Consider the following 20,270-nt stretch of genomic DNA (forward strand, 5'->3'; position numbering starts at 1 on the left):
GGGGTTAGTCCTCCTGCCGTCGCTGACCCCGTCCGCTCAGCGGCAGCGCTCTCGCTACAGGGAAGGGTTATATCCATAGACCCCACAAGCCTTGGACGATCTGCATTTTCGGCATATATATTCAATTGGATATTATCCTTTTGCATATCTATCCAGGTCCCGCATGCACCCTCTTCGCCACGGTCTTACCCTCACCCTGCTCGCCAGCGCGCTGCTTGGCGGCTGCGACAAACCCGCCGCCCCAGCCGCCACTGCGCAAGCGTCCACCGAAGCGGCCAAGCCCCATGCAGGCGGCGATGTGTCGTGGGGAATCACCACGGAACCGGTGTGCTTCGACCCGCACCGCTCCGGGCAGCAGAACGCCTTTATCATCATCCGCAACTACGTCGATTCGCTGATCGGCAAGCAGGCCGACGGCAGCTTCGCACCGTGGCTGGCCAAGAGCTGGAACATTTCCCCGGACGGCCTGCAATATACCTTCGTGCTGCGTGACGACGTGACCTTCACTGATGGCGAGCCCTTCAATGCCGAGGCGGTGAAAGCCAACCTCGACTACATCAAGGACCCGAGACACACCGCCATCGCCGCTTGGTTCCTCGAGTACTACGACCATACCGAGGTCGTCAACGACCACGAAGTGAAGATCGTCCTCTCGCGTCCGGATTCAGCGATGCTCGAATCGTTGTCCAGCGTCAAACTCGGCTTCCTTGCGCCCAAGACCCTCGACAGCGCGACCGACTCCTGCGCCGGTGGCCCTGGGCTGGTCGGCACCGGGCCGTTCATCTTCCAGAACTACCAGCGCGGCCAGACTGCCCGCTTCGTCAAGAACCCTGACTACAACTGGGGTCCGGCCTACGCCAAGCACACTGGCGCCGCCTACCTGGACTCGGTGACCTACCGCTTCATCCCCGAATATGCAGTGCGTGCCGGCGCCTTGAGCTCCGGTCAGGTCGACTTGATCGAGGGCGTGCAGCCCACCGACATCTCGCTGTTCAAGGACGCCAAGGGCTTTCAGTATCTGGTCGGCCCGTCGGCGGAAACGTCTTTCACTCTGAACATCAACTACACCCACGGCGTCGCTACCGACGTGCGCGTACGCCAGGCACTGCGCGATGGTTTCGATGTCGATGCGCTGGTGAAGAGCCTGTACCTGGGCACGGTTCCCCGCGCGTGGTCCAATATCGGCCCCGACAACCCGGCCTACAACAAAGCGCTGGCAGGTACCTGGGGCAACAAGATCGACGCCGCCAACAAGCTCCTCGACGACGCCGGCTGGACCGGCCGCGATGCCGAGGGCTACCGCACCAAGGACGGCGAGCGCTTGCGCATCGAAGTCGGCTTCCCGCAGCCCTTCGTGCGTGACAACCGCGACGTGCTGATCCAGTCGATTCAGGCTGCGGTGAAGAAGAACATCGGCTTCGACCTCGACCTCAAGATCACCACCGGCGGCGACTGGGCCAAGCGTCGGGTCGATGGCACCTGGAGCATCTACCCCAACACGCTCAACCCGTCCGACACCGCCCTGTCGCTGCGCGATGTGCTCGGCAGTCCGGGTTTCTATAGCGGCGTGCGGGACAAGGCGGATCCGCTGATTCTGGATTTGATCGCCAAGGCGCGAGCCACTTCGGACCTAAAGGCTCGGCAGCCGATTCTGGACAGCATCCAGCAGCGCGCGGTGGACCAGGCCTATCTGATACCGCTGTTTGCGCCGAGTTATCAGATTGCAGCGAAAGATACGCTGCACGGGTTGGGGTTCGAGGCGCAGCTGGATTCGCCTTCCAATTTGTATGATGCGTGGGTGAGTCCGGCGAAGTAATCCGAGTCTACGGTCAGGCGCAAGCCCCACAGGTGCATGACTCATGAAGGGTGTGCACCGTGGGAGCAAAGCTTGCTCGCGAACAGGCCAGCCGACTCACCGCAGAGGTATCACGATCAACCGCAGCGGATCAAAAAGACTCCTTGTACGGCCGCAGATCCAGCTCCTGTGTCCAGGCACTGCGCGGCTGCGAATGCAGATACCAATACGCTTCGGCGATATCCTCAAGCCGCAACGCGCCCTCCTCGCCCAGCGCCTGCAACCGCTGCGGGGCACGGCTGCGCACCCGCTCACCATCGATGCTGCCATCGATTACCACATGGGCAACGTGCACATTCTGCGGCCCGAACTCGCGGGCGAAACTTTGGCTCAACGAGCGCAATCCAGCCTTGGCCGCCGCAAAGGCCGCGAACGGCGGCTTGCCGCGCAACGACGCAGTAGCGCCAGTAAACAACAGACTCCCACCACCGTTTTTCAACAGCGCGCGAGTCGATTCGCGAGCGAACAGAAAGCCACCGAAGGTCGACGCCCGCCAAGTTTGTTCGAATAATTCGGCGCTCAACTCCAGGCTCGGTGCAGACACCGAATTGCCCACGTTGAAGATCGCTACCCGCAGCGTGCCGAACGCTTCAAGGCGCTCGACAGCCGCGACGATATCCGCCTCGCTGCCCGCATCGCCCGGCAGTGCCAGAGCGACACCGCCCTGGGCTTCAATATCGGCCACCACAGCCTGCAGTTTGTCGGGACTGCGGCCACTCACCGCAACGCGATAGCCACCGGCCGAAAAACGCCGCGCCAGCGCCGCGCCCAGCCCTTCAACCGCACCGACACCGGTGATCCAGACGACCCCTTCGGCACCTGTAGACATGGAATTTTTCCTGTAAGAAAGACAGATGTTCCACTCTACTGATTACGCTTGAGCCAGCCCTAGAACTTCGCACGCTAAGGATATAGCCGGGACGATCGGATACCTGCAGACGGGCAAGGTGGCTGTATGGCGTTTTATCCATCGATCTGTATCTGACGCTCGTCGCTGCAGTCTCCTACTATCGCTTGCCACGACCGGACACAGGCAGGGATCAAGATGGCAGACGACATCGAACGGGCAGGTTGGACTTGTAGATCGCTCACACCAGACGACCTGGAAATGATCTGCGAACACCGCGAGCATATGTTCCTCGAAGCCGGTGGCGATCCTGAGACACTGAAAATCATGACCGAGCACTTTCGCCCGTGGCTACAACCGCGGCTCGCCGATGGCCGCTACTACGGCTTCGCCCTGCTCGACGCCGATCGCCCCATCGCCGCCATCGGCCTGATGAGCATCGACTGGCCGCCGCACCCTTCCCATCCCACTGATGACCGGCGCGGCTATGTGCTCAACGTCTTCGTCGAACCCAGCCACCGCCGTCGCGGCCTGGCGTCGGCATTGATGCAACTGGCCGATGCCGAGTTCAAACGCCGGGGATTGAGCTTCGCGATACTCCACGCGACGCAGGTCGGCAAACCGGTGTATGAGCGGTTGGGGTGGAAGGGTACGTCGGAGATGGCGAAGGTCATTGCCTGATTCAACCACCGCCATCCATCACGATAAGTCGAGTTTGCCCCGTCAGCATGCGCGCGGTTAACCGTCGGCCGGAATTCGATTACCGCACCGGCGCCGCACTGAACTGCCCTTTCTCCAACGACCGCGCATCATTGCCCGTCGCATCCCGTGCATCCAGGTCGGCGCCCTTCGCCGCCAGCGCATCGAGAATATCCTTGCGCTGAAACAACGCCGCGTACATCGCCGCAGTCTGCCCAGAGCCATTGCGCTCGTCCACCGCGCAATCGGCATTCATCAGCCGGTGCGCGATGCTCAGCTCGCCCTTGAAAATCGCCCCCATCAACGCCGTGTTGCCGCGTTTGTCCTGGCTGCACGGATTGGCGCCCGCGTGCAGCAACTGCTCCACTGCGGCCTGCTGGCCGTGGTAGGCGGCAAGGATCAGCGCGGTGTAGCCGTTTTCATCACGGGTATCGAGGTCGTAGTGGGCATCGATAAAGACCCCCAGGCGATCGGTGCTGCCCTCGCGGGCGGCTTCGAAATACAGGGCCTGGAGTTGTTGGCGGGTATCGCCCGCCGGCGCGTCGTCGGCAAAAGCGCTAGACGCCATCAGGCCCACGAACAGGAAAAAAATCAGATCACGCATGGCACATCCCTCACTCGCATTGCGGTCACCGGCCGCGCGATTGCGGCCGGTGACCCCACAGGTCAGTCCTGCAGACTGGCGGCCAGTTGCTTGACCTTGGCCAGGTCGCCTTTGGCGACTTTGGTCACACCCGTGCCATAGGCGGGATCGGCCTTGTACAGGTACGAGAGCATGATGTTCTTGCTCTCGGCATCGGTGTCGGCCAACGACTCGCCGAAGCTGTTGATCAGATCCTGTTGCTCCTTGGGCGAGTAAGAGCGATACAGATCACCGGCCTGCTTGAAGTTCTGCTCGCGCTGGATCTTCGCCTGCTGGGTCTTGCCGCTGACGGCCATCTGACTGTAGCGCGCGCTGTCGTCGGCCGGGCGCGGATTCAGGCGGCTGGGCTCGTAGTTGACGCCCGTGGTGGTGTGACCCGTGTTCAGCGCGCCGTCCTGGTTGCCGTTATTGACCGCCACCAAGGGGCGATTGATAGGCAGGTTCATGCCGTTGGCGCCCAGGCGATACATCTGCGTATCGGCGTAGGAGAACACCCTGCCCTGCAGCAGGCGATCCTCGGACGGCTCGATGCCCGGCACGACGTTGGCTGGCGACATGGCCACCTGTTCGGTTTCCTGGAAGAAATTGTCGACGTTCTTGTTCAGCACCAGTTGGCCGATCTTCTGCTCAGGTACGTCGGGCCAGATCTTGGTGGCATCCAGCGGGTCGAAGGCGAACTTGGCCAGGTCTTCAGGCTTGAGCACCTGGATGTACAGGTCCCACTTGGGGAAATCGCCTTTGTTGATGGCGCCCACCAGGTCGTGGGTCAGGTGCGCGTAGTCCTTGCCCTGGGTTTGTACCACCTGGGCAGGGTCGAGGTTTTTCAGGCCTTGCAGGCTCTTCCAGTGAAATTTCACGTAGTGCACTTCGCCCTTGGCGTTCACCAATTTGTAGGCGTGTACGCCATTGCCATCCATGAAGCGATAGCTGGCAGGCGTCCCCTCGTTGGAGTACAGCAGGGTCAGAGTGCGGGTGGCTTCAGGTACGTGAGAGAAGAAATCGAACCGGCGCGAATCGTCATCCAGGTTGGTGCGCGGATCGGGTTTGAAGGCGTGAACCATGTCCGGAAACTTGATCGCGTCGCGGATGAAGAAGGTCGGGAAGTTGTTGCCGACCAGGTCCCAGTTACCGTCAGCGGTATAGAACTTGGTGGCGAAGCCGCGCGGGTCACGCAGGGTTTCGGGTGAATGGTTGCCGTGAACCACCGACGAGAAGCGCACGAAGACCGGGGTATGGGTGCCAGGGGTGAACACCTTGGCCTTGCTCAAATCGCTGATGTTGCTGGAGGCGACGAACTCGCCGTGCACGCCAGTGCCGCGGGCATGCACCACGCGCTCCGGGATGCGCTCGCGGTCGAAGCGCTGCAGCTTTTGCAACAGTTGCACGTCTTGCAGCATGACTGGCCCATTGGCGCCGGCGGTCTGCGAGTTCTGGTTGTCGCCGACGGCGGCGCCATTATCACGGGTCAACGTGTCAGCGAAGGCTGACGAAAAGAGCATGCTCAACGCCAGCACGCTGACCGCGTGACCGGAAAAAGTAGTTGTTTTCATTAGGAAATCCCTCATGGATCTTATGGTTTGAGTCCATGAGGGTAACCACGCCGAGCGCTGTACCTAAATTGCTTGAGCCTATGGGCTCGATTGAAAGATATGCGGCGCCACGCGGGAACTTGATCTGCGGATCATGGTTCGCGCGCGTCATCCGGCACGGTAACGGTTGCTCGCAGCGACTCACTCACGGGAAAAAGCGATTCGCCGGCCGCGGCAACCCGAGATTCTCGCGCAACGTCTTGCCCTCATACTCACGCCTGAAAATCCCCCGCCCTTGCAGCTCGGGAATCACCTTGGCGACGAAATCGTCCAGGCCACCGGGCAACCACGGGAACATGATGTTGAAGCCGTCGCTGCCTCGCCCTTCCAGCCAGCCTTCCATCTCGTCGGCGATGCTGTTGGCAGTGCCAACGAAACTCAGCCCCGCATAGCCACCCAGGCGCTGCGCCAACTGGCGCACGGTCAACTTCTCGCGGTCGGCAAGCGCCAGTACCCGCTGTTGCGAGCTCTTGCTCTGGTTGGTCTCCGGGATCGACGGCAGATAGCCGTCCAGGTCGAACTTGCTGGCATCCACCCCCAGGGACACCGACAGCGAAGCTATAGCGCTCTGCTCGTGCACCAGGCTGTCCAGATGCGCACGGGTACGCCGTGCCTCCTCGAGCGTATCGCCCACCACCACGAAGGCCGCGGGCAGAATTTTCATGTGCTCGGGATCGCGCCCGAAGGCCGGCATGCGGCCTTTGACGTCGGCGTAGAACGCCTGCCCCTCCTCCAGCGTGCCGTGGGCGGCGAAGATCACCTCGGCTGTTTGCGCGGCCAGTTGCCGGCCGGGCTCGGAAGCGCCTGCCTGGACAATCACCGGCCAGCCCTGGGGCGGCCTGGCGATGTGCAGCGGGCCGCGCACCGAGAGGTACTCGCCCTTGTGGTCGAGGGTGTGCAGCTTGTCGGGGTCGAAGAAGATACCGCTGTCGGCATCGCGCACGAAAGCGTCATCGGCCCAGCTGTCCCACAGCCCGGTGACCACGTCATAGAACTCCCGTGCGCGGGCATAGCGCTCGTCATGGGCGCGATGCTCAGTGAGGCCGAAGTTGAGTGCCGCGTCCGGGTTGGAGGTGGTGACGATGTTCCAGCCGGCGCGGCCGTTGCTCAGGTGATCCAGCGAGGCGAAACGCCGAGCGATATGGAACGGCTCGTCGAAGGTGGTCGAGGCGGTAGCGATCAGGCCGATGTGGTCGGTGGCCTGGCTCAGGGCCGAGAGCAATGTGAAGGGTTCGAACGAGGTCGCGGTGTGGCTGCGCTTGAGAGCCTCGATAGGCATGTTCAGCAAGGCCAGATGATCGGCCATGAAGAAGGCATCGAAGCGGGCGCGCTCAAGCGTCTGCGCCAGGCGCTTGAGGCGCGAGAAATTGAAGTTGGCATCGGCCCAGGCACCGGGGTAGCGCCAGGCGCCGGTATGGATGCTGACCGGACGCATGAAGGCGCCGAGTTTGAGTTGACGGGAAGTGCTCATGGCATTGGCCCCTTGATGGTCAAAGGGCCTAGCATCGACCATGCAGGCGGGTTGGTCCAATAACCAATGGTCTATGCATAGAAGATTTCATGATAGGCGTGGAGAGGCGACTGGCCCCTTCGCAGGCAAGCCTGGCTCCTACGTTAGTGCATGATGCACATGTGGGAGCCAGGCTGCCCGCGAAGAGGCCGAACCTGCCCAATGCCGATATACACGCTAACCTTATCCCTCCAACCACAACCAATCTGCCGCCGATATATGGATATGCAGTTAAATTATTGGATTTACCTTTTTTAGATCAAATAGATTTATGCCATTCCGAAACACACAAGGCCTATCGCACATGTCCACACTGCCCTCGCTTCGCCAGTTGTTCGTCGCCACCCTGCTGGCTGGCCTTACCTGGACGGCCCAGGCCGCCGACCTGACCATCGGCTATCAGACCGGTACCGATCCGAGCAAGGTGCCGCAGGCCAACGGCGAGTATGAAAAAGCCACCGGCCAGAAGATCGACTGGCGCCGCTTCAACAGCGGCCCGGAAGTGGTCGCGGCGCTCGCCTCAGGCGATCTGCAGATCGGCAACCTCGGCTCCAGCCCGCTGGCCGCCGCCACGTCGCGCAACATCCCGATAGTGGCCTTTATCGTTTCGGCGCAGATCAACTCGTCCGAAGCCTTGGTGGTACGCACTGGCAGCGGCATCGAAAAACCCGAAGACCTCAAGGGCAAGACCATCGCTACGCCGTTCGTGTCGACCTCCCACTACAGCCTGCTCGGCGCCCTCAAGCACTGGGGCCTGACCAGCAAGGACGTCAAGGTGGTCAACCTCAACCCGACGGAGATCGCCGCGGCCTGGAAGCGCGGCGATATCGACGGCGCCTTCGTCTGGTCGCCAGCCCTGGGCGAGATCCGCAAGACCGGCAAGACCCTCACCGACGCCGCCGAAGTCGGCCGCTGGGGTTCGCCGACGTTCGAGGTCTGGGTGGCCCGCAAGGACTACGCCGACAAGCACCCTGACGTGATCGCCAAGTTCGCCGGTACCACCCTCGCCGCCTACGCTGACTACACTGCGCACAAGGCTGAATGGACCGCCGACTCGGTGCCGGTCAAGGCCATCGCCAGGCTTACCGGCTCCAACGCCGCCGACGTTCCCGAATTGCTGGCAGGCGCGACCTACCCCGACGCTGCTGCACAAAAAAGCGCCGCCCTGCTCGGTGGCGGTACCGCCAAGGACATCGCCGCCACCGCAGCGTTTTTGAAGGAACAGAAAAAGATCCCTGACGTACTCCCTGACTACAGCACGTTCGTCAGCGCCAAATACATCCCTTGAGGCCAGAGCCATGGCAACCCTTGAACTGCAAAACATCAGCGCCCACTACCCCGGGGCGCCGGAGCCGGTGCTCAAGGATCTGTCGCTGCGCCTGGAGCCCGACCAACTGGTGGTCGCGCTCGGGCCCAGCGGCAGCGGCAAGACCAGCCTGCTCAACCTGATCGCCGGTTTCGTCGCCCCTACGGCCGGCACCCTGACCCTCGACGGCAAGCCCGTTCGAGGGCCGGGTGCCGATCGCGGCGTGGTGTTCCAGGACGACGTGCTGCTGCCCTGGCAGGACGTGTTGACCAACGTCAGCTTCGGTTTGCAGCTGGCCGGCATCGCCCGTAACGAACGTGAGCGCCGCGGGCGCGAGCTGTTGCAACTGGTCGGCCTGGAGGGTTTCGAGCAGCGCAAGGTCTGGGAGCTTTCAGGGGGCCAGCGCCAACGTGTCGGCCTGGCCCGTGCACTGGCCGCCGAACCGCGGGTTTTGCTGATGGACGAGCCCTTCGGCGCGCTGGATGCCTTCACCCGCGAGCAGATGCAGGAGCTGCTGCTCAGCGTATGGCAACGCACGCGCAAGCCGGTGTTCCTGATTACCCACGACATCGAGGAGGCAGTGTTCCTGGCCACCGATCTGGTGCTGTTGGCGCCCCATCCGGGGCGCATAGTCGAGCGCTTGCAACTCGACTTCGGCCGCCGTCACGCCGCCGGTGAGCCGGCCCGCGCGATCAAGTCCGATCCAGCCTTCATCACCACCCGTGAACATGTACTCGCGCAGGTCTTTGCCTATCAACAAAGCCTGCAGCAAGCCAGCGCTCAGGAGCCCACATGAGCAGCATCGAACTGCTTGAAAGCACGACAGCCACCCAGCCCCCGCCCATACCGAAAGCACCGTCCAACGATACCCGCGGCATCAGCGCAGTGACCATCGCCGCGCTCCTGTTGATCTGGTGGGCCGTGACCCACTGGGGGTTCATCGACCCGCTGTTCCTGCCCGGTCCCGGCGCGGTGCTGGCCAAGGGCTGGGACGTGCTCAACAACGGCTACATGGACGTCACCCTGTGGCAACACCTGGGCTCCAGCCTGGGGCGCATCGGCATCGCGCTGGTGGCCGCGGTGCTGACCGCCATCCCGCTGGGCCTGGCCATGGGCCGCAACCGTATCGCCCGAGGCATCTTCGACCCGTTGATCGAGTTCTATCGGCCGGTACCGCCGCTGGCGTATCTGCCCTTGATCGTCATCTGGTGCGGCATTGGCGAGCTGTCCAAGGTGCTGCTGATTTATCTGGCGATCTTCGCCCCGATCGCGATTGCCACCGCCAACGGCGTGCGCACCGTCGACCCGGCGCGGTTGCGTGCCGCGCAGTGCCTGGGTGCCACCCGCGCCCAGCTGATCCGCCATGTGATTTTGCCCAGCGCCTTGCCGGACATTCTCACTGGCCTGCGCATTGGCCTGGGTGTGGGCTGGTCGACGCTGGTGGCGGCCGAACTGATCGCCGCCACGCAAGGTCTGGGTTTCATGGTGCAGTCGGCTGCGCAGTTTCTGGTGACCGACGTGGTGATCCTCGGGATTCTGCTGATCGCCGTGATCGCCTTTGCCATGGAGCTGGGCCTGCGTGCGCTGCAACGCCGACTGGTACCGTGGCACGGGCAATCCCACTGACGCGTATCAAGCGTAGCGCTTGCCGCCGCCATCCACATACAGCCGCGACGCGTTGACGAACGCCGCGGCATCGGACAGCAGGTACACAACGGCGTTGGCCACATCGGTGGGTTTGCCGGGCCCGGCGAGCGGCGTCAAGGGTTCGGACTTCTCAAGGCTCGCGCCCTGCAATTCGGCCAGGCGCGGCGACTCGATCGGCCCGGGCGCTACCGCATTGACCCGTACCCCGTGTGGCCCATAACGACGCCCCAGGCCCTGCACCAGCAAGTCCAGGGCAGCGTTGACGCTGGAGCCGATGAAATGCTGCGGCGACGGATCGATTCCACCTCGGCCGCTGATCACCACCACTGCGCCCTTGCCTGCAGCGATCAGATGCGGCAGCGCCGCGCGCACCGGCCGCACACTGCCCAGCAACTTGGCGTCGATCACCCGTTGCCAGTCCTCATCGGTCAACTCGAGAAATTCGCCGAAGGCGCCGACGTTGGTGCTGGTGACCAGCCCATCGATTCGGCCGTGTTCGGCCACGATGGCGGCGGCGGCCTGGTCCACCGCGTGGCTGTCGCCCACATCCAGCGGCAAGGCGAACACCTTGGGCCAGTCGGCGAACTGCGCGGCGGTCACCGAGCGTGAAGAGGCGACCACCGTAGCTCCCAGCTCCGCCAGCGCCAGCGCCGTGGCCCGGCCCAGCGCGCCCGTGGCACCGGTGACCCAATAGACTTTTCCTGCGAAATCCTGACTCATGCAGCGCTCCTTGGTTAGGACAAATAGCGCATTACGTTGCCGGGATCGGGGGCGGAACTCCAAGACCTGTTGGTTCTATTCAAAGAACTGGGGCGGGCTCTGGTATTCGTGCCAGCTGTAGAGGCCTCGTCGCCGCCCGGATGCACATCTCACGGCTCATTTCTACAGGGCATGACCAACGACGCAGGCTCCCACCTCGCCGCCGTGCCCGCAACAACGATATAGGCGTATATAAACCTGTTCGCGCGTACTTATTCCACAGATGTTGCCAGGCAGCGCCCGTCGCTGGTGCTGGGTGGCCAGAGTTATGCCCATAAACCGCTCACCCAGGACGCCCTGGCCCAGGCCGCGATCGCACTGGACAGCATCGAGGCGCTGCTGCAACGGATAGCCGGCGATTGAGACCATCGCGTACGCCATGGGCCGTTGTGGGCGGCGGTGATCCTCGCGGCCAAACAGCACGCGGTCGAATCAGCGCAACAGGTGGTCAATCTGGCACTGGAAATCACCTGAGCCGCGTCGTTGTCGAAGAAAAACGAGCTGGAGCGGCTGTACCGCGATGTCCGCGCCGGGAGTGTTCATCCGCCGAGTGCACACGCCAATTATGAAATCATCGGGCGGTCGTATTTGTTTGATGAGTGATAGGGGGTAGCATCCTGGCGGATGTGTACCCGATCGACCGCCCTCCGCCAGCCTGGCTTTACTCCGTCCATCTACCGGAATTTATCCATGACCACCGCGCCAGACACCCCTTGGCAACACCGCTACCGAACCCCCAGTGACACTGCGCGGGCCGCCAACCCGGTGATCGACGCCCTGCTCGACCATCGCAGCGTGCGCCGCTACCTGACCACGCCGCTGCCTGAGAACACCCTGGCGACCTTGGTGGCTGCGGCGCAGTCCGCATCGTCATCCTCCAACCTGCAGGCCTGGAGCGTGCTGGCCGTGCAAGACCCACCCCGCAAGGCTCGGCTCTCGGCCATTGCCAGCGATCAGGAGCATATTCGCCAAGCGCCGCTGTTTCTGGTCTGGCTGGCCGACTTCTCCCGCGCCCAGCGCATCGCCGACACCCGCGCCATCGAACTGCAAGCGCCGGCCTACCTCGACAGCCTGTTGCTGGGCAGCATCGACGCCGCGCTGGCCGCGCAGAATGCCGTGGTGGCTGCCGAGTCGCTGGGGCTCGGTACCGTGTACATCGGCGCGCTGCGCAACAACGTGCAGGCGGTGATCGACGAACTGCAATTGCCGCCGCTGGTGTTCCCGGTGTTTGGCTTGTGCGTCGGCTATCCGGACCCGCAAGCCCCGGCCGCAATCAAGCCGCGCCTGGGCCAGGACGTGGTCCTGCACCACGAAACCTACCAGGTCGATGATGCGGAGCCGCAGCGGATCGCCGCCTATGAGCAAGTCGCCGCCGATTTCAGCCGCGAGCAGGGTCAGGTCAGTGGCAAATGGGGCGAGCAAGTGGTGCAGCGCCTGCGCGACAAAGGCTCGCTGCATGGCCGCGAAATCCTCGCCGAGGTGCTGCGCAAACAAGGGCTGGGGCTGTACTGAAAGGCTTGGGGCGAAGCATCGATGCCGGTGCCAGGTTCAGTCTCATGATGTGCAGTGATGCAGCTGGCGTCTTCGCGAGCAAGGTTTGCTCCCACTTGTGGGATGACACTTTCTACACGAAACATCTCGCGCGATGTATGGTCACACCCCAGTGCGTCGTAGTGCTCTAGCGCACGGCGCGACCTTCCGGTTAATGGGGACAGATCATGAACACCCAAGCACTGATCGATATCGCCAACGCCCTTGTCGCAGATGGCAAGGGCCTGCTGGCCATGGATGAAAGCAGCTCGACCTGCCGCAAGCGCTTTGTCGAGCAAGGCATCGAAGACACCGAAGAAATGCGCCGCGCCTACCGCGAGCTGCTGATCACCACACCCAGGCTGAGCGACAGCGTCAGCGGCCTGATCCTCTTCGACGAGACCATTCACCAGGCGAAAAAAGACGGTACGCCGTTCGTCGAGGTGATCGTCAAGGCCGGGATGATCCCCGGTATCAAAGTCGACCTGGGCGCCAAGCCGCTGGCCGGGCATCCAGGCGAAACCGTTACTGAAGGCCTCGACGGCCTGCGTGCGCGCTTGCAGGATTACCACAGACTCGGTGCCCGGTTCGCCAAGTGGCGCGGGGTCATCAACATCGGCGACGGTATTCCCAGCACTGCCTCCATCGCCGTCAACGCCCATGCCCTGGCCCGCTATGCCGCGCTGTGCCAGGACGTCGGGCTGGTGCCCATCGTCGAGCCCGAAGTACTGATGGACGGCGCCCACTCACTGGCACGCTGCAGTGAAGTCACCGAAAAGGTTCTGCACGCGGTCTTCGCCGAACTGAACATCCAAGGCGTGTTGCTCGAAGGCATGCTGCTCAAACCCAATATGGTCACCAGCGGCGCCGACAGCGCCGAGCAGGCGGACGTGCATGCCGTCGCGGCAGCGACCCTCGACACCTTGCTGCGCTGCGTACCGGCCGCAGTACCGGGCATCGCCTTTCTCTCCGGCGGGCAATCGCCGGCTCTGGCTTCAGCGCATTTGAATGACATGCATCAAGGTCGCGTGTTGCCATGGGCGCTAACCTTCTCCTATGGCCGGGCCTTGCAGCAACCGGCGCTGAATGCCTGGAACGGTGAAGCGGCCAACGTGGCCGCCGCGCAAAAGGAACTGGAGCAACGCGCTGCGCTCAACCGCGCCGCCGTTCAAGGCCGCTACACTGCCGGGATGGAACCTAAATGAATGCAGCTGCACCGCAACTGAGACTATTTTTAGTGCGCCACGGCCAGACCGAATGGTCGTTGACCGGCCAACACACCGGGCGCAGTGATATACCGCTCACCGAACAGGGCGAAGCCGAGGCCCGTTCCGTGGCGCCGTTGCTGAGCAGCGTCAGCTTCAGCCATGTGTTCAGCAGCCCGCTGCAACGGGCGCGGCAGACCTGCGACCTGGCCGGGCTGGGCGATCAGGTGGAGATTCTGCCCGACCTCGCCGAGTGGGACTACGGCGCCTATGAAGGCCTGCGTACCCCGGAGATTCGGCAACAAAAACCCGGCTGGAACATCTTTCGCGACGGCTGCCCGCAAGGCGAATCCGCTGCCCAGATGACGGCCCGTATGGACCGCCTGATTGCACACCTCAAGACGCTTAGCGGCGATGTCGCGCTGTTCGCTCATGGCCATGTCGGCTGTGTGCTCGCGACTCGCTGGCTGGGCCAGGCGCTGACCGAGGCCGGGCATTTCCCCTTGGCCACCGCCTCGCTGAGCGTACTGACGCTAGACCCGAAACACGCCAACGTACCGATCATCGCGGCCTGGAATCTGACCCCCGGCCGAGGTTTCCTGGAGGGCTATACGCGCCCTGCCTAAAGGCAATACCGCGGCCCGTTCGGGCCGCGTCTATCGCGGAGAACAGCATGCGCAAGACACTTTCGACCGAACAGCTGCGCAAGATGGATGCCTACTGGCGCGCGGCTAACTACCTGTCGGTAGGGCAAATTTACCTTGCCGACAACCCGCTGCTCGAAGAGCCCCTGCGCCAGGAACACGTCAAGCGTCGCCTGCTCGGCCACTGGGGCACCACCCCCGGCTTGAACCTGCTCTATGTGCATTGCAACCGACTGATCCGCGACAACGACCTGAACATGATCTTCATCACCGGCCCGGGTCACGGTGGCCCCGGCCTGGTCGCCAACACCTACCTCGAAGGCTCCTACACCGAGCGCTACCCGGCCGTCGAACGCAGCCGCAACGGCCTGCATCGCCTGTTTCGGCAGTTCTCCTGGCCGGCGGGCATTCCCAGTCACGTCTCGGCGCAAACCCCTGGCTCGATCCACGAAGGCGGCGAGCTGGGCTATTCCCTGGTACACGCCTACGGCGCGGCGTTCGACAACCCTGACCTGATCGTCACCTGCGTGGTCGGTGATGGCGAAGCCGAAACCGGCCCGCTCGCTGCCAGCTGGCACTCGAACAAATTCCTCAACCCGGCCAGCGATGGCGCGGTGCTGCCGATCCTGCACCTCAACGGCTTCAAGATCGCCAATCCATCGGTGCTTGCGCGTATCGACGATTCCGAGCTCGATGCGTTGATGCAGGGGTATGGCTACGAGGCCCATCGGGTCGAAGGCGATGATCCGGAGCAGGTCCACCAGGCCCTTGCCGCCACCCTCGACACCGTGCTCGGCAAGATCCGTGATATTCAGAACGCGGCCCGCACGCATCAGGGTGATACCCCCCTGCCCCGGCCGCGCTGGCCGATGGTCATCCTGCGCACGCCCAAGGGCTGGACCGGGCCGAAGATCGTCGACGGCCTGCCGGTCGAAGGCACCTGGCGCGCACACCAAGTGCCCATCGCCGATTTCAAGGACCCTGAACACCTGCGCCAACTCGAAATCTGGCTCAAAAGCTACAAACCCGAAGAGCTGTTCGACGCCAACGGCCAGTTGCTTCAGGAATACGCCGAGCTGGCCCCCACCGGCCATCAGCGCATGGGTTTCAACCCTCATGCCAACGGCGGCGAACTGCTCGAGCCGCTGGCCATGCCGCACTTTCATGATTACGCGGTCAAGGTTGGCCAGCCTGGCAGTGTGCGGGCCGAAGCTACACGCGTGCTCGGCGGTTTTATCCGCGACGTGATGAAGCTCAACCTGGCAAGCAAGAATTTTCGCGTATTCGGCCCCGACGAGACCGCCTCGAATCGCCTCGAAGCGGTGCTTGAAGTTTCGGGCAAGGCCTGGATGGCCAAGGTCGAAGAGGTCGACATCAACCTCAGCCAGCAAGGCCGAGTGATGGAGGTGCTCAGCGAGCATCTGTGCGAAGGCTGGCTGGAAGGCTACCTGCTGACCGGCCGCCACGGGCTGTTTTCGTGCTACGAAGCGTTTATCCATATCATCGATTCGATGTTCAACCAGCACGCCAAATGGCTGAAGGAAACGCGCACCATCCCGTGGCGCAAGCCCATCGCTTCACTCAATTACCTGCTTACCTCTCACGTCTGGCGCCAGGACCACAATGGTCTGTCGCACCAGGATCCGGGCTTTATCGACCACGTCGCCAACAAGAAGTCCGAGACCGTGCGCATCTACCTGCCGCCGGATGCCAACTGCCTGCTGTCGGTGGCCGACCACTGCCTGCGCACCCATCACTACGTCAACCTGATCGTCGCCGGCAAGCAGCCGGAATGGCAATGGCTGGACATGGACGCCGCGGTGCGCCATTGCACCGCCGGTGCTGGCATCTGGGAATGGGCGAGCAACACCGGCGATGCCGAGCCAGACGTGGTCATGGCCTGCGCAGGCGACGTGCCGACCCTCGAGACCTTGGCCGCGGTGACGCTGCTGCGCGAATACGTGCCGGACCTCAAGGTGCGTGTGGTCAACGTCGTCGACCTGATGGTCCTGGAGACCCGCGCCGATCACCCCCACGGCCTCACGGATGTGGATTTCGACCTGCTGTTCACCGCCGACAAACCGGTGATCTTCGCCTTCCACGGCTACCCGGCGTTGATCCACAAACTGACCTACAGCCGCGGCAATCACGACAACTTCCACGTGCGTGGCTACCGCGAGGAAGGCACCACCACCACGCCGTTCGACATGGTGGTGCTCAACAACCTCGACCGCTACCAACTGGCCCTGGACGCGATCATGCGCGTACCGCGTCTTCACGCTGAGATCGACAAGGCGCAGAAGCGCTACTGGACCAGCATCGAGCGGCACAAGCTGTATGTCAGCGAACAAGGTGAGGACCTGCCGGAAATCCTCGATTGGCAATGGACGGCGCCATGAGCACGGTGCTGGCGTTGAACAGCGGCTCGTCGTCGCTCAAATTCGGGGTCTACCGTGTCGATGGCCAGCGTATAGACACCCTGCTGAGCGGCGAGGCCGAGGGCCTGGGTGAAGATGGCGCGACGCTCGGCGCCACCGGCATCGAGCAGGAGACGCTCGCCGACGCGAGCGTCAATGGCGTCATGCAGCGGCTCGGCCAGGTGCTCGAACGGGCGCGGTTACCGACGCTGGACGCAGTCGGTCATCGCCTGGTGCACGGCGGCCCAGAGCATCTGCAGCCGTGCCTGATCGATGCGCAGGTGCGTCAGCAACTGCAACAGGCCAGCGTGTTTGCCCCATTGCACACACCGGCGGCCCTGGAAGTGATCGACCAGGCCCGTACCCATTTCAGCACACTGCCCCATGTCGCCTGTTTCGATACCGGTTTTCATGCCGATCTGCCAGCGGTGGCGCAGACCCTGGCCTTGCCCCGCGCGCTGCATGCTCAGGGCATTCGCCGCTATGGTTTCCATGGCCTGTCCTGCGCCTCGATCGTGCGCCAGCTGGAGGACGAGATTCCGGAGCGGCTGATCATTGTCCACCTCGGCAATGGCGCCAGCGTCACTGCCGTGAAGCAGGGCAAGTCGGTGGACACCAGCATGGGGCTGACGCCCAGCGGCGGGATCATCATGGGCACACGCAGCGGCGACCTCGACCCTGGCGTGTTGATCTATCTGCTGCGGGAAAAAAAGCTCGACGTCGCGAAACTGGAACAGTTGATCGACCACCAATCAGGGCTGCTGGGCATCTCCGGGGTGGCCAGCGACATGCGCAAACTGCATCAGGCGGCGCCCGACAACGCGGATGCGCGGTTGGCTATCGAGATGTTCTGCCAAGCGGCCCGCAAGCAAATCGCTGCAATGGTTGCGGTGCTGGAGGGCGTGGACCTGGTGGTGTTCACTGGCGGGATAGGTGAGCATGACGACGAGGTGCGCCAGCGGATCGTCAACGGCCTGCAATGGCTGAATCTCGAGGGCAACGTTCGCACCCTGACCTCCCAGGAAGACGAACAGATCGCACTCCTGGCGGCGGCCTTGATCTGACGCCGATGACCCTGCATTCCCAGCGGCGAGGGGCGTTGCTCCGATACAGCGGGTCACACGAAAAGCCTGTGACACACCCACCGCATCGGGACCCAGCCCCCTCGTCACAGGGTTGTAGCCAATTACTGCATGGGATCAGAACGTGGACTGAATCTGCACGCCGGCGACCACGGCATTGCGTACTTCACGCACACCACCCGGATGAGCGATGTACTGCAGGTTGGGGCGGATGCTCAGCCACTCGGTGGCCTGGATACCGTAGTTCAGCTCGATGTCGTACTCGGTGTGCTGTTCAGGCACAAAGTCCGCATCGTCGTAGCTCAAACCGCTGGCCTGATTGGCCGCACGGGCGTTGTGCAGGTATCGACTGCTGGCGTGCAGGCGCGCAACGCCCAGGCCCAGGGTATCGTCAGGACGCGCATCGAACGGCCCTTTGTACACCAGTGCCAGTTTCTGCAGGCTGTCCACCTGAGTGGTCGCCGCATCGAAGGCGCTGATGTTGGCATACAGCACCAGGCCACGCGAAGCGTCACCGCCGACCGTGGTCAGTTGCTGCTTGGCGGTCAACCACCAACCATGCTGGCTGTCATCGCGGCGGTAATCATTGCCAGTCACGGCCGCTGGCCGATTGTCGGCGTCCTTGTACAGGTCGTCAGCCTTGGCGGTGCTGTAGTAATACCCTGCGCGGTATTCACCTGGCAGCTGACCGAATGCAGGCGCCCACACCAGTTCCACCGGGATCATCGCCCCGGAGGTGCCAGCACCATTGAGCTTGAAGCCATTGTGGTTGTCGGCGTAGGAATCGTTGACAGCGAACACACCCACTTGCGCATAGACCTGATCCGTCACGCTGTACTTGACCCGTGCGCCCCAGGTGCTGACGGGGCTCTGGGTGAAGCTGTCCACGAAGTTGCCAGGTTGCGAATCGCAGAAGGCCAGGTTCTGGAACTCACAGTCCTCCACCGCAAAGTCATCGCCGACCGCGAATCGGCCGGCCTTGAGGTTCAAGGCATCGTCAAACCAGCCCTTGCTCAACCACAGCTTGCTCAGCCGCGTAACACTGCCGTTGCCCGAAACCTCCTGAGTCGCTGACAAACCTTCAACCCGCGGATCGTTGATGCGTTCGTCATTGAGGCTTTTGCCGTTGGTGTTGTTCAGTTCCAGCGCGAATGTCGCGTCTTGCCAACCCAGCAGCTTTTGCAGATCGAACTCTGCGCCCAACGTGAACTGATCGGCGTAGCGCGTGGTATGGCGTTTGTCGTAGCCGCCGCGCAGGTTACTGGCGGATTCACCGAGATATTCCATCTGGATATCGATGCCCTTGTCGAGCAGCGCGGTGCGCTCACCGCCCCAGTCCCCGGTCATCCATTGTGAATCCGCGGCAAAAGCACCGGCGGCGTGGCTGGCCGTGCTCCAACTGCAGGCTGCAGCGAGAGCGAAAACGAGTGGGGAATGGCGGGCAGGACGGGCAAGGGCCCGTTTGAATAGAAACATGATGGAAATCCATATCTGAATAGGCGTCACGGCATGACGGGCCCGAGCGCATTTATCGGGGTGGAGAAAGCGGCCGCGAATTTATCGCGTTTACGGTGAATGGAGGGCCAGCATGGACAAATTTTATCTTCTGGGAGGCTACGCTCAGGCCGACGGTTGCCCAAACACCTGAGAAGGCCGGCGCAAGGTCGGGTCGAATGGGTTGATGCGCGGGCCGATGGCGTTGGCTTCGCGCTTGAGCATCTCCACCACCGTCGGCAGGCGGTCGGGGCCCAGTCGATCGGTCAGGGTCGCGACGCTCAGCGCCGCCACCGCATGGCCATCGCGGTTCAGAATCGGCACTGCCAGGCCAGCCATGCCCTGCAGCACGTTGGTGTTGCGCCCGGCATAGCCCAGGCGCCTGACGTTGTCGATTTCCGAGCGCAGGAACACTTCGTCGTATAGCTGGAAATCCTTGAGCCGCGGCAGGTTGTAGCGAATCACCGTCTCGCGCTCGTCATCGGGCAGAAACGCCAGAATCGCCAGGCTGCCCTGCCCTACACCCAAGGCCACGCGCCCACCGATGTCGCCGGTGAAGGTGCGAATCGGGTACGGGCCTTCGCTGCGGTCCAGGCAGATGGCATCGAAGCCGCTGCGCGCCAGCAAGAACAACGAGTCGCCCAAAGACGCCGACAGCCGCAACAGGCTGGGCCGCACCAGGTCGCGCAGGTTGCCGCTGTGGCCGGCGCGCGCGGCCAGGGCGAAGAACTCCAGGCTCAAGCGATAACGCTTGCTGCGCGCATCCTGCTCGACCATGCCCTCGTCCATCAGGCTGCGCAACAAGCGGTGGGTGGTCGGCTGCGACAGGCCCACGGCCAAGGCAAGTTGAGTCACCCGTTCGCCGCCTTCTGGCACCTCGCCCAGGCAGCGCAACAGCGCGAACAATCGCGCGACGCCGCCGGGACCTGTTTCCTTGCTGCTGACATTCCGCTCAGTGGAATCCATTTGCGCGCGCGATCCTATATAAATTCATTAAATGAAAGAAAACGAAAATAATCTTCTCTCAGTGAAATTACTCATTG

17 protein-coding genes are annotated in these 20,270 nt (G+C 62.9%); 10 read left to right on the plus strand and 7 right to left on the minus strand.

What is annotated here, in order from left to right:
* The first annotated feature begins 163 nt into the window (after positions 1–163).
* The gene (locus LIX93_RS14110) at positions 164–1,816 is read left to right on the plus strand and encodes an ABC transporter substrate-binding protein (protein ID WP_226504672.1); all 1,653 of its coding nucleotides are present in this window, start codon (positions 164–166) and stop codon (positions 1,814–1,816) included.
* Between the two features lie 130 nt (positions 1,817–1,946).
* Here LIX93_RS14110 and LIX93_RS14115 read toward each other — a convergent pair whose 3' ends face one another.
* Positions 1,947–2,684, minus strand: a complete 738-nt coding sequence (locus LIX93_RS14115; RefSeq protein WP_226504673.1) for an SDR family NAD(P)-dependent oxidoreductase — start codon at positions 2,682–2,684, stop codon at positions 1,947–1,949.
* 216 nt (positions 2,685–2,900) lie between these two features.
* Between LIX93_RS14115 and LIX93_RS14120 the strand changes: the two genes are divergently transcribed.
* Positions 2,901–3,383: a GNAT family N-acetyltransferase gene (locus tag LIX93_RS14120; RefSeq protein ID WP_226504674.1), complete on the plus strand. Its 483-nt coding sequence runs from the start codon at positions 2,901–2,903 to the stop codon at positions 3,381–3,383.
* 79 nt (positions 3,384–3,462) lie between these two features.
* Here the strand turns inward: LIX93_RS14120 and LIX93_RS14125 are convergent, their stop codons facing one another.
* The 3 genes from LIX93_RS14125 to LIX93_RS14135 form a co-directional block, all read right to left on the minus strand.
* On the minus strand, positions 3,463–4,005 hold the full coding sequence (locus tag LIX93_RS14125) for an ankyrin repeat domain-containing protein (protein ID WP_226504675.1): 543 nt from the start codon (positions 4,003–4,005) through the stop codon (positions 3,463–3,465).
* A 62-nt stretch (positions 4,006–4,067) separates the two neighbouring features.
* Positions 4,068–5,543: a catalase KatB gene (katB, locus tag LIX93_RS14130; protein ID WP_226504902.1), complete on the minus strand. Its 1,476-nt coding sequence runs from the start codon at positions 5,541–5,543 to the stop codon at positions 4,068–4,070.
* A gap of 235 nt (positions 5,544–5,778) precedes the next feature.
* Positions 5,779–7,104 carry an LLM class flavin-dependent oxidoreductase gene (locus tag LIX93_RS14135; protein ID WP_226504676.1) on the minus strand — a complete coding sequence of 442 codons (1,326 nt, stop codon included), beginning with the start codon at positions 7,102–7,104 and terminating at the stop codon, positions 5,779–5,781.
* A 343-nt stretch (positions 7,105–7,447) separates the two neighbouring features.
* Between LIX93_RS14135 and tauA the strand changes: the two genes are divergently transcribed.
* Genes tauA through tauC form a run of 3 tightly spaced genes read left to right on the plus strand, consistent with a single transcriptional unit; the run spans position 7,448 to position 10,075 of the window.
* Positions 7,448–8,431: a taurine ABC transporter substrate-binding protein gene (tauA, locus tag LIX93_RS14140; RefSeq protein WP_226504677.1), complete on the plus strand. Its 984-nt coding sequence runs from the start codon at positions 7,448–7,450 to the stop codon at positions 8,429–8,431.
* Between the two features lie 10 nt (positions 8,432–8,441).
* A complete protein-coding gene (tauB, locus tag LIX93_RS14145) occupies positions 8,442–9,245 on the plus strand; it encodes a taurine ABC transporter ATP-binding subunit (RefSeq protein WP_226504678.1) in 804 nt (267 codons plus the stop codon).
* Positions 9,242–10,075: a taurine ABC transporter permease TauC gene (gene tauC / locus LIX93_RS14150; protein WP_226504679.1), complete on the plus strand. Its 834-nt coding sequence runs from the start codon at positions 9,242–9,244 to the stop codon at positions 10,073–10,075. The genes tauB and tauC overlap by 4 nt, the downstream gene beginning before the upstream one ends.
* A gap of 6 nt (positions 10,076–10,081) precedes the next feature.
* Here tauC and LIX93_RS14155 read toward each other — a convergent pair whose 3' ends face one another.
* Positions 10,082–10,816 (minus strand): SDR family oxidoreductase, encoded by a 735-nt coding sequence (locus tag LIX93_RS14155; protein ID WP_226504680.1) that lies wholly within the window; start codon positions 10,814–10,816, stop codon positions 10,082–10,084.
* A 729-nt stretch (positions 10,817–11,545) separates the two neighbouring features.
* Here LIX93_RS14155 and LIX93_RS14160 point away from each other — a divergent pair.
* From LIX93_RS14160 to LIX93_RS14180, 5 genes are all read left to right on the plus strand, one after another.
* Positions 11,546–12,367 (plus strand): NADPH-dependent oxidoreductase, encoded by an 822-nt coding sequence (locus LIX93_RS14160; protein WP_226504681.1) that lies wholly within the window; start codon positions 11,546–11,548, stop codon positions 12,365–12,367.
* A 206-nt stretch (positions 12,368–12,573) separates the two neighbouring features.
* Positions 12,574–13,590: a class I fructose-bisphosphate aldolase gene (locus tag LIX93_RS14165; protein ID WP_226504682.1), complete on the plus strand. Its 1,017-nt coding sequence runs from the start codon at positions 12,574–12,576 to the stop codon at positions 13,588–13,590.
* Positions 13,587–14,216, plus strand: coding sequence for a histidine phosphatase family protein (locus tag LIX93_RS14170; RefSeq protein WP_226504683.1), 630 nt, complete (start codon positions 13,587–13,589; stop codon positions 14,214–14,216). The genes LIX93_RS14165 and LIX93_RS14170 overlap by 4 nt, the downstream gene beginning before the upstream one ends.
* A gap of 47 nt (positions 14,217–14,263) precedes the next feature.
* Complete coding sequence (locus tag LIX93_RS14175; protein WP_226504684.1) at positions 14,264–16,633, plus strand: phosphoketolase family protein; 2,370 nt, start codon at positions 14,264–14,266, stop codon at positions 16,631–16,633.
* A complete protein-coding gene (locus LIX93_RS14180; RefSeq protein ID WP_226504685.1) occupies positions 16,630–17,715 on the plus strand; it encodes an acetate/propionate family kinase in 1,086 nt (361 codons plus the stop codon). The genes LIX93_RS14175 and LIX93_RS14180 overlap by 4 nt, the downstream gene beginning before the upstream one ends.
* 135 nt (positions 17,716–17,850) lie before the next feature.
* Here LIX93_RS14180 and LIX93_RS14185 read toward each other — a convergent pair whose 3' ends face one another.
* Together LIX93_RS14185 and LIX93_RS14190 are read right to left on the minus strand one after the other, a co-directional pair.
* Positions 17,851–19,080 carry a carbohydrate porin gene (locus tag LIX93_RS14185; RefSeq protein WP_226504686.1) on the minus strand — a complete coding sequence of 410 codons (1,230 nt, stop codon included), beginning with the start codon at positions 19,078–19,080 and terminating at the stop codon, positions 17,851–17,853.
* A 273-nt stretch (positions 19,081–19,353) separates the two neighbouring features.
* Positions 19,354–20,193, minus strand: coding sequence for an IclR family transcriptional regulator (locus LIX93_RS14190; protein ID WP_226504687.1), 840 nt, complete (start codon positions 20,191–20,193; stop codon positions 19,354–19,356).
* Between the last annotated feature and the right edge of the window lie 77 nt (positions 20,194–20,270).

The sequence above is a fragment of the Pseudomonas sp. MWU16-30317 genome (assembly GCF_020515695.1).
In the GTDB taxonomy this organism is placed as follows: domain Bacteria; phylum Pseudomonadota; class Gammaproteobacteria; order Pseudomonadales; family Pseudomonadaceae; genus Aquipseudomonas.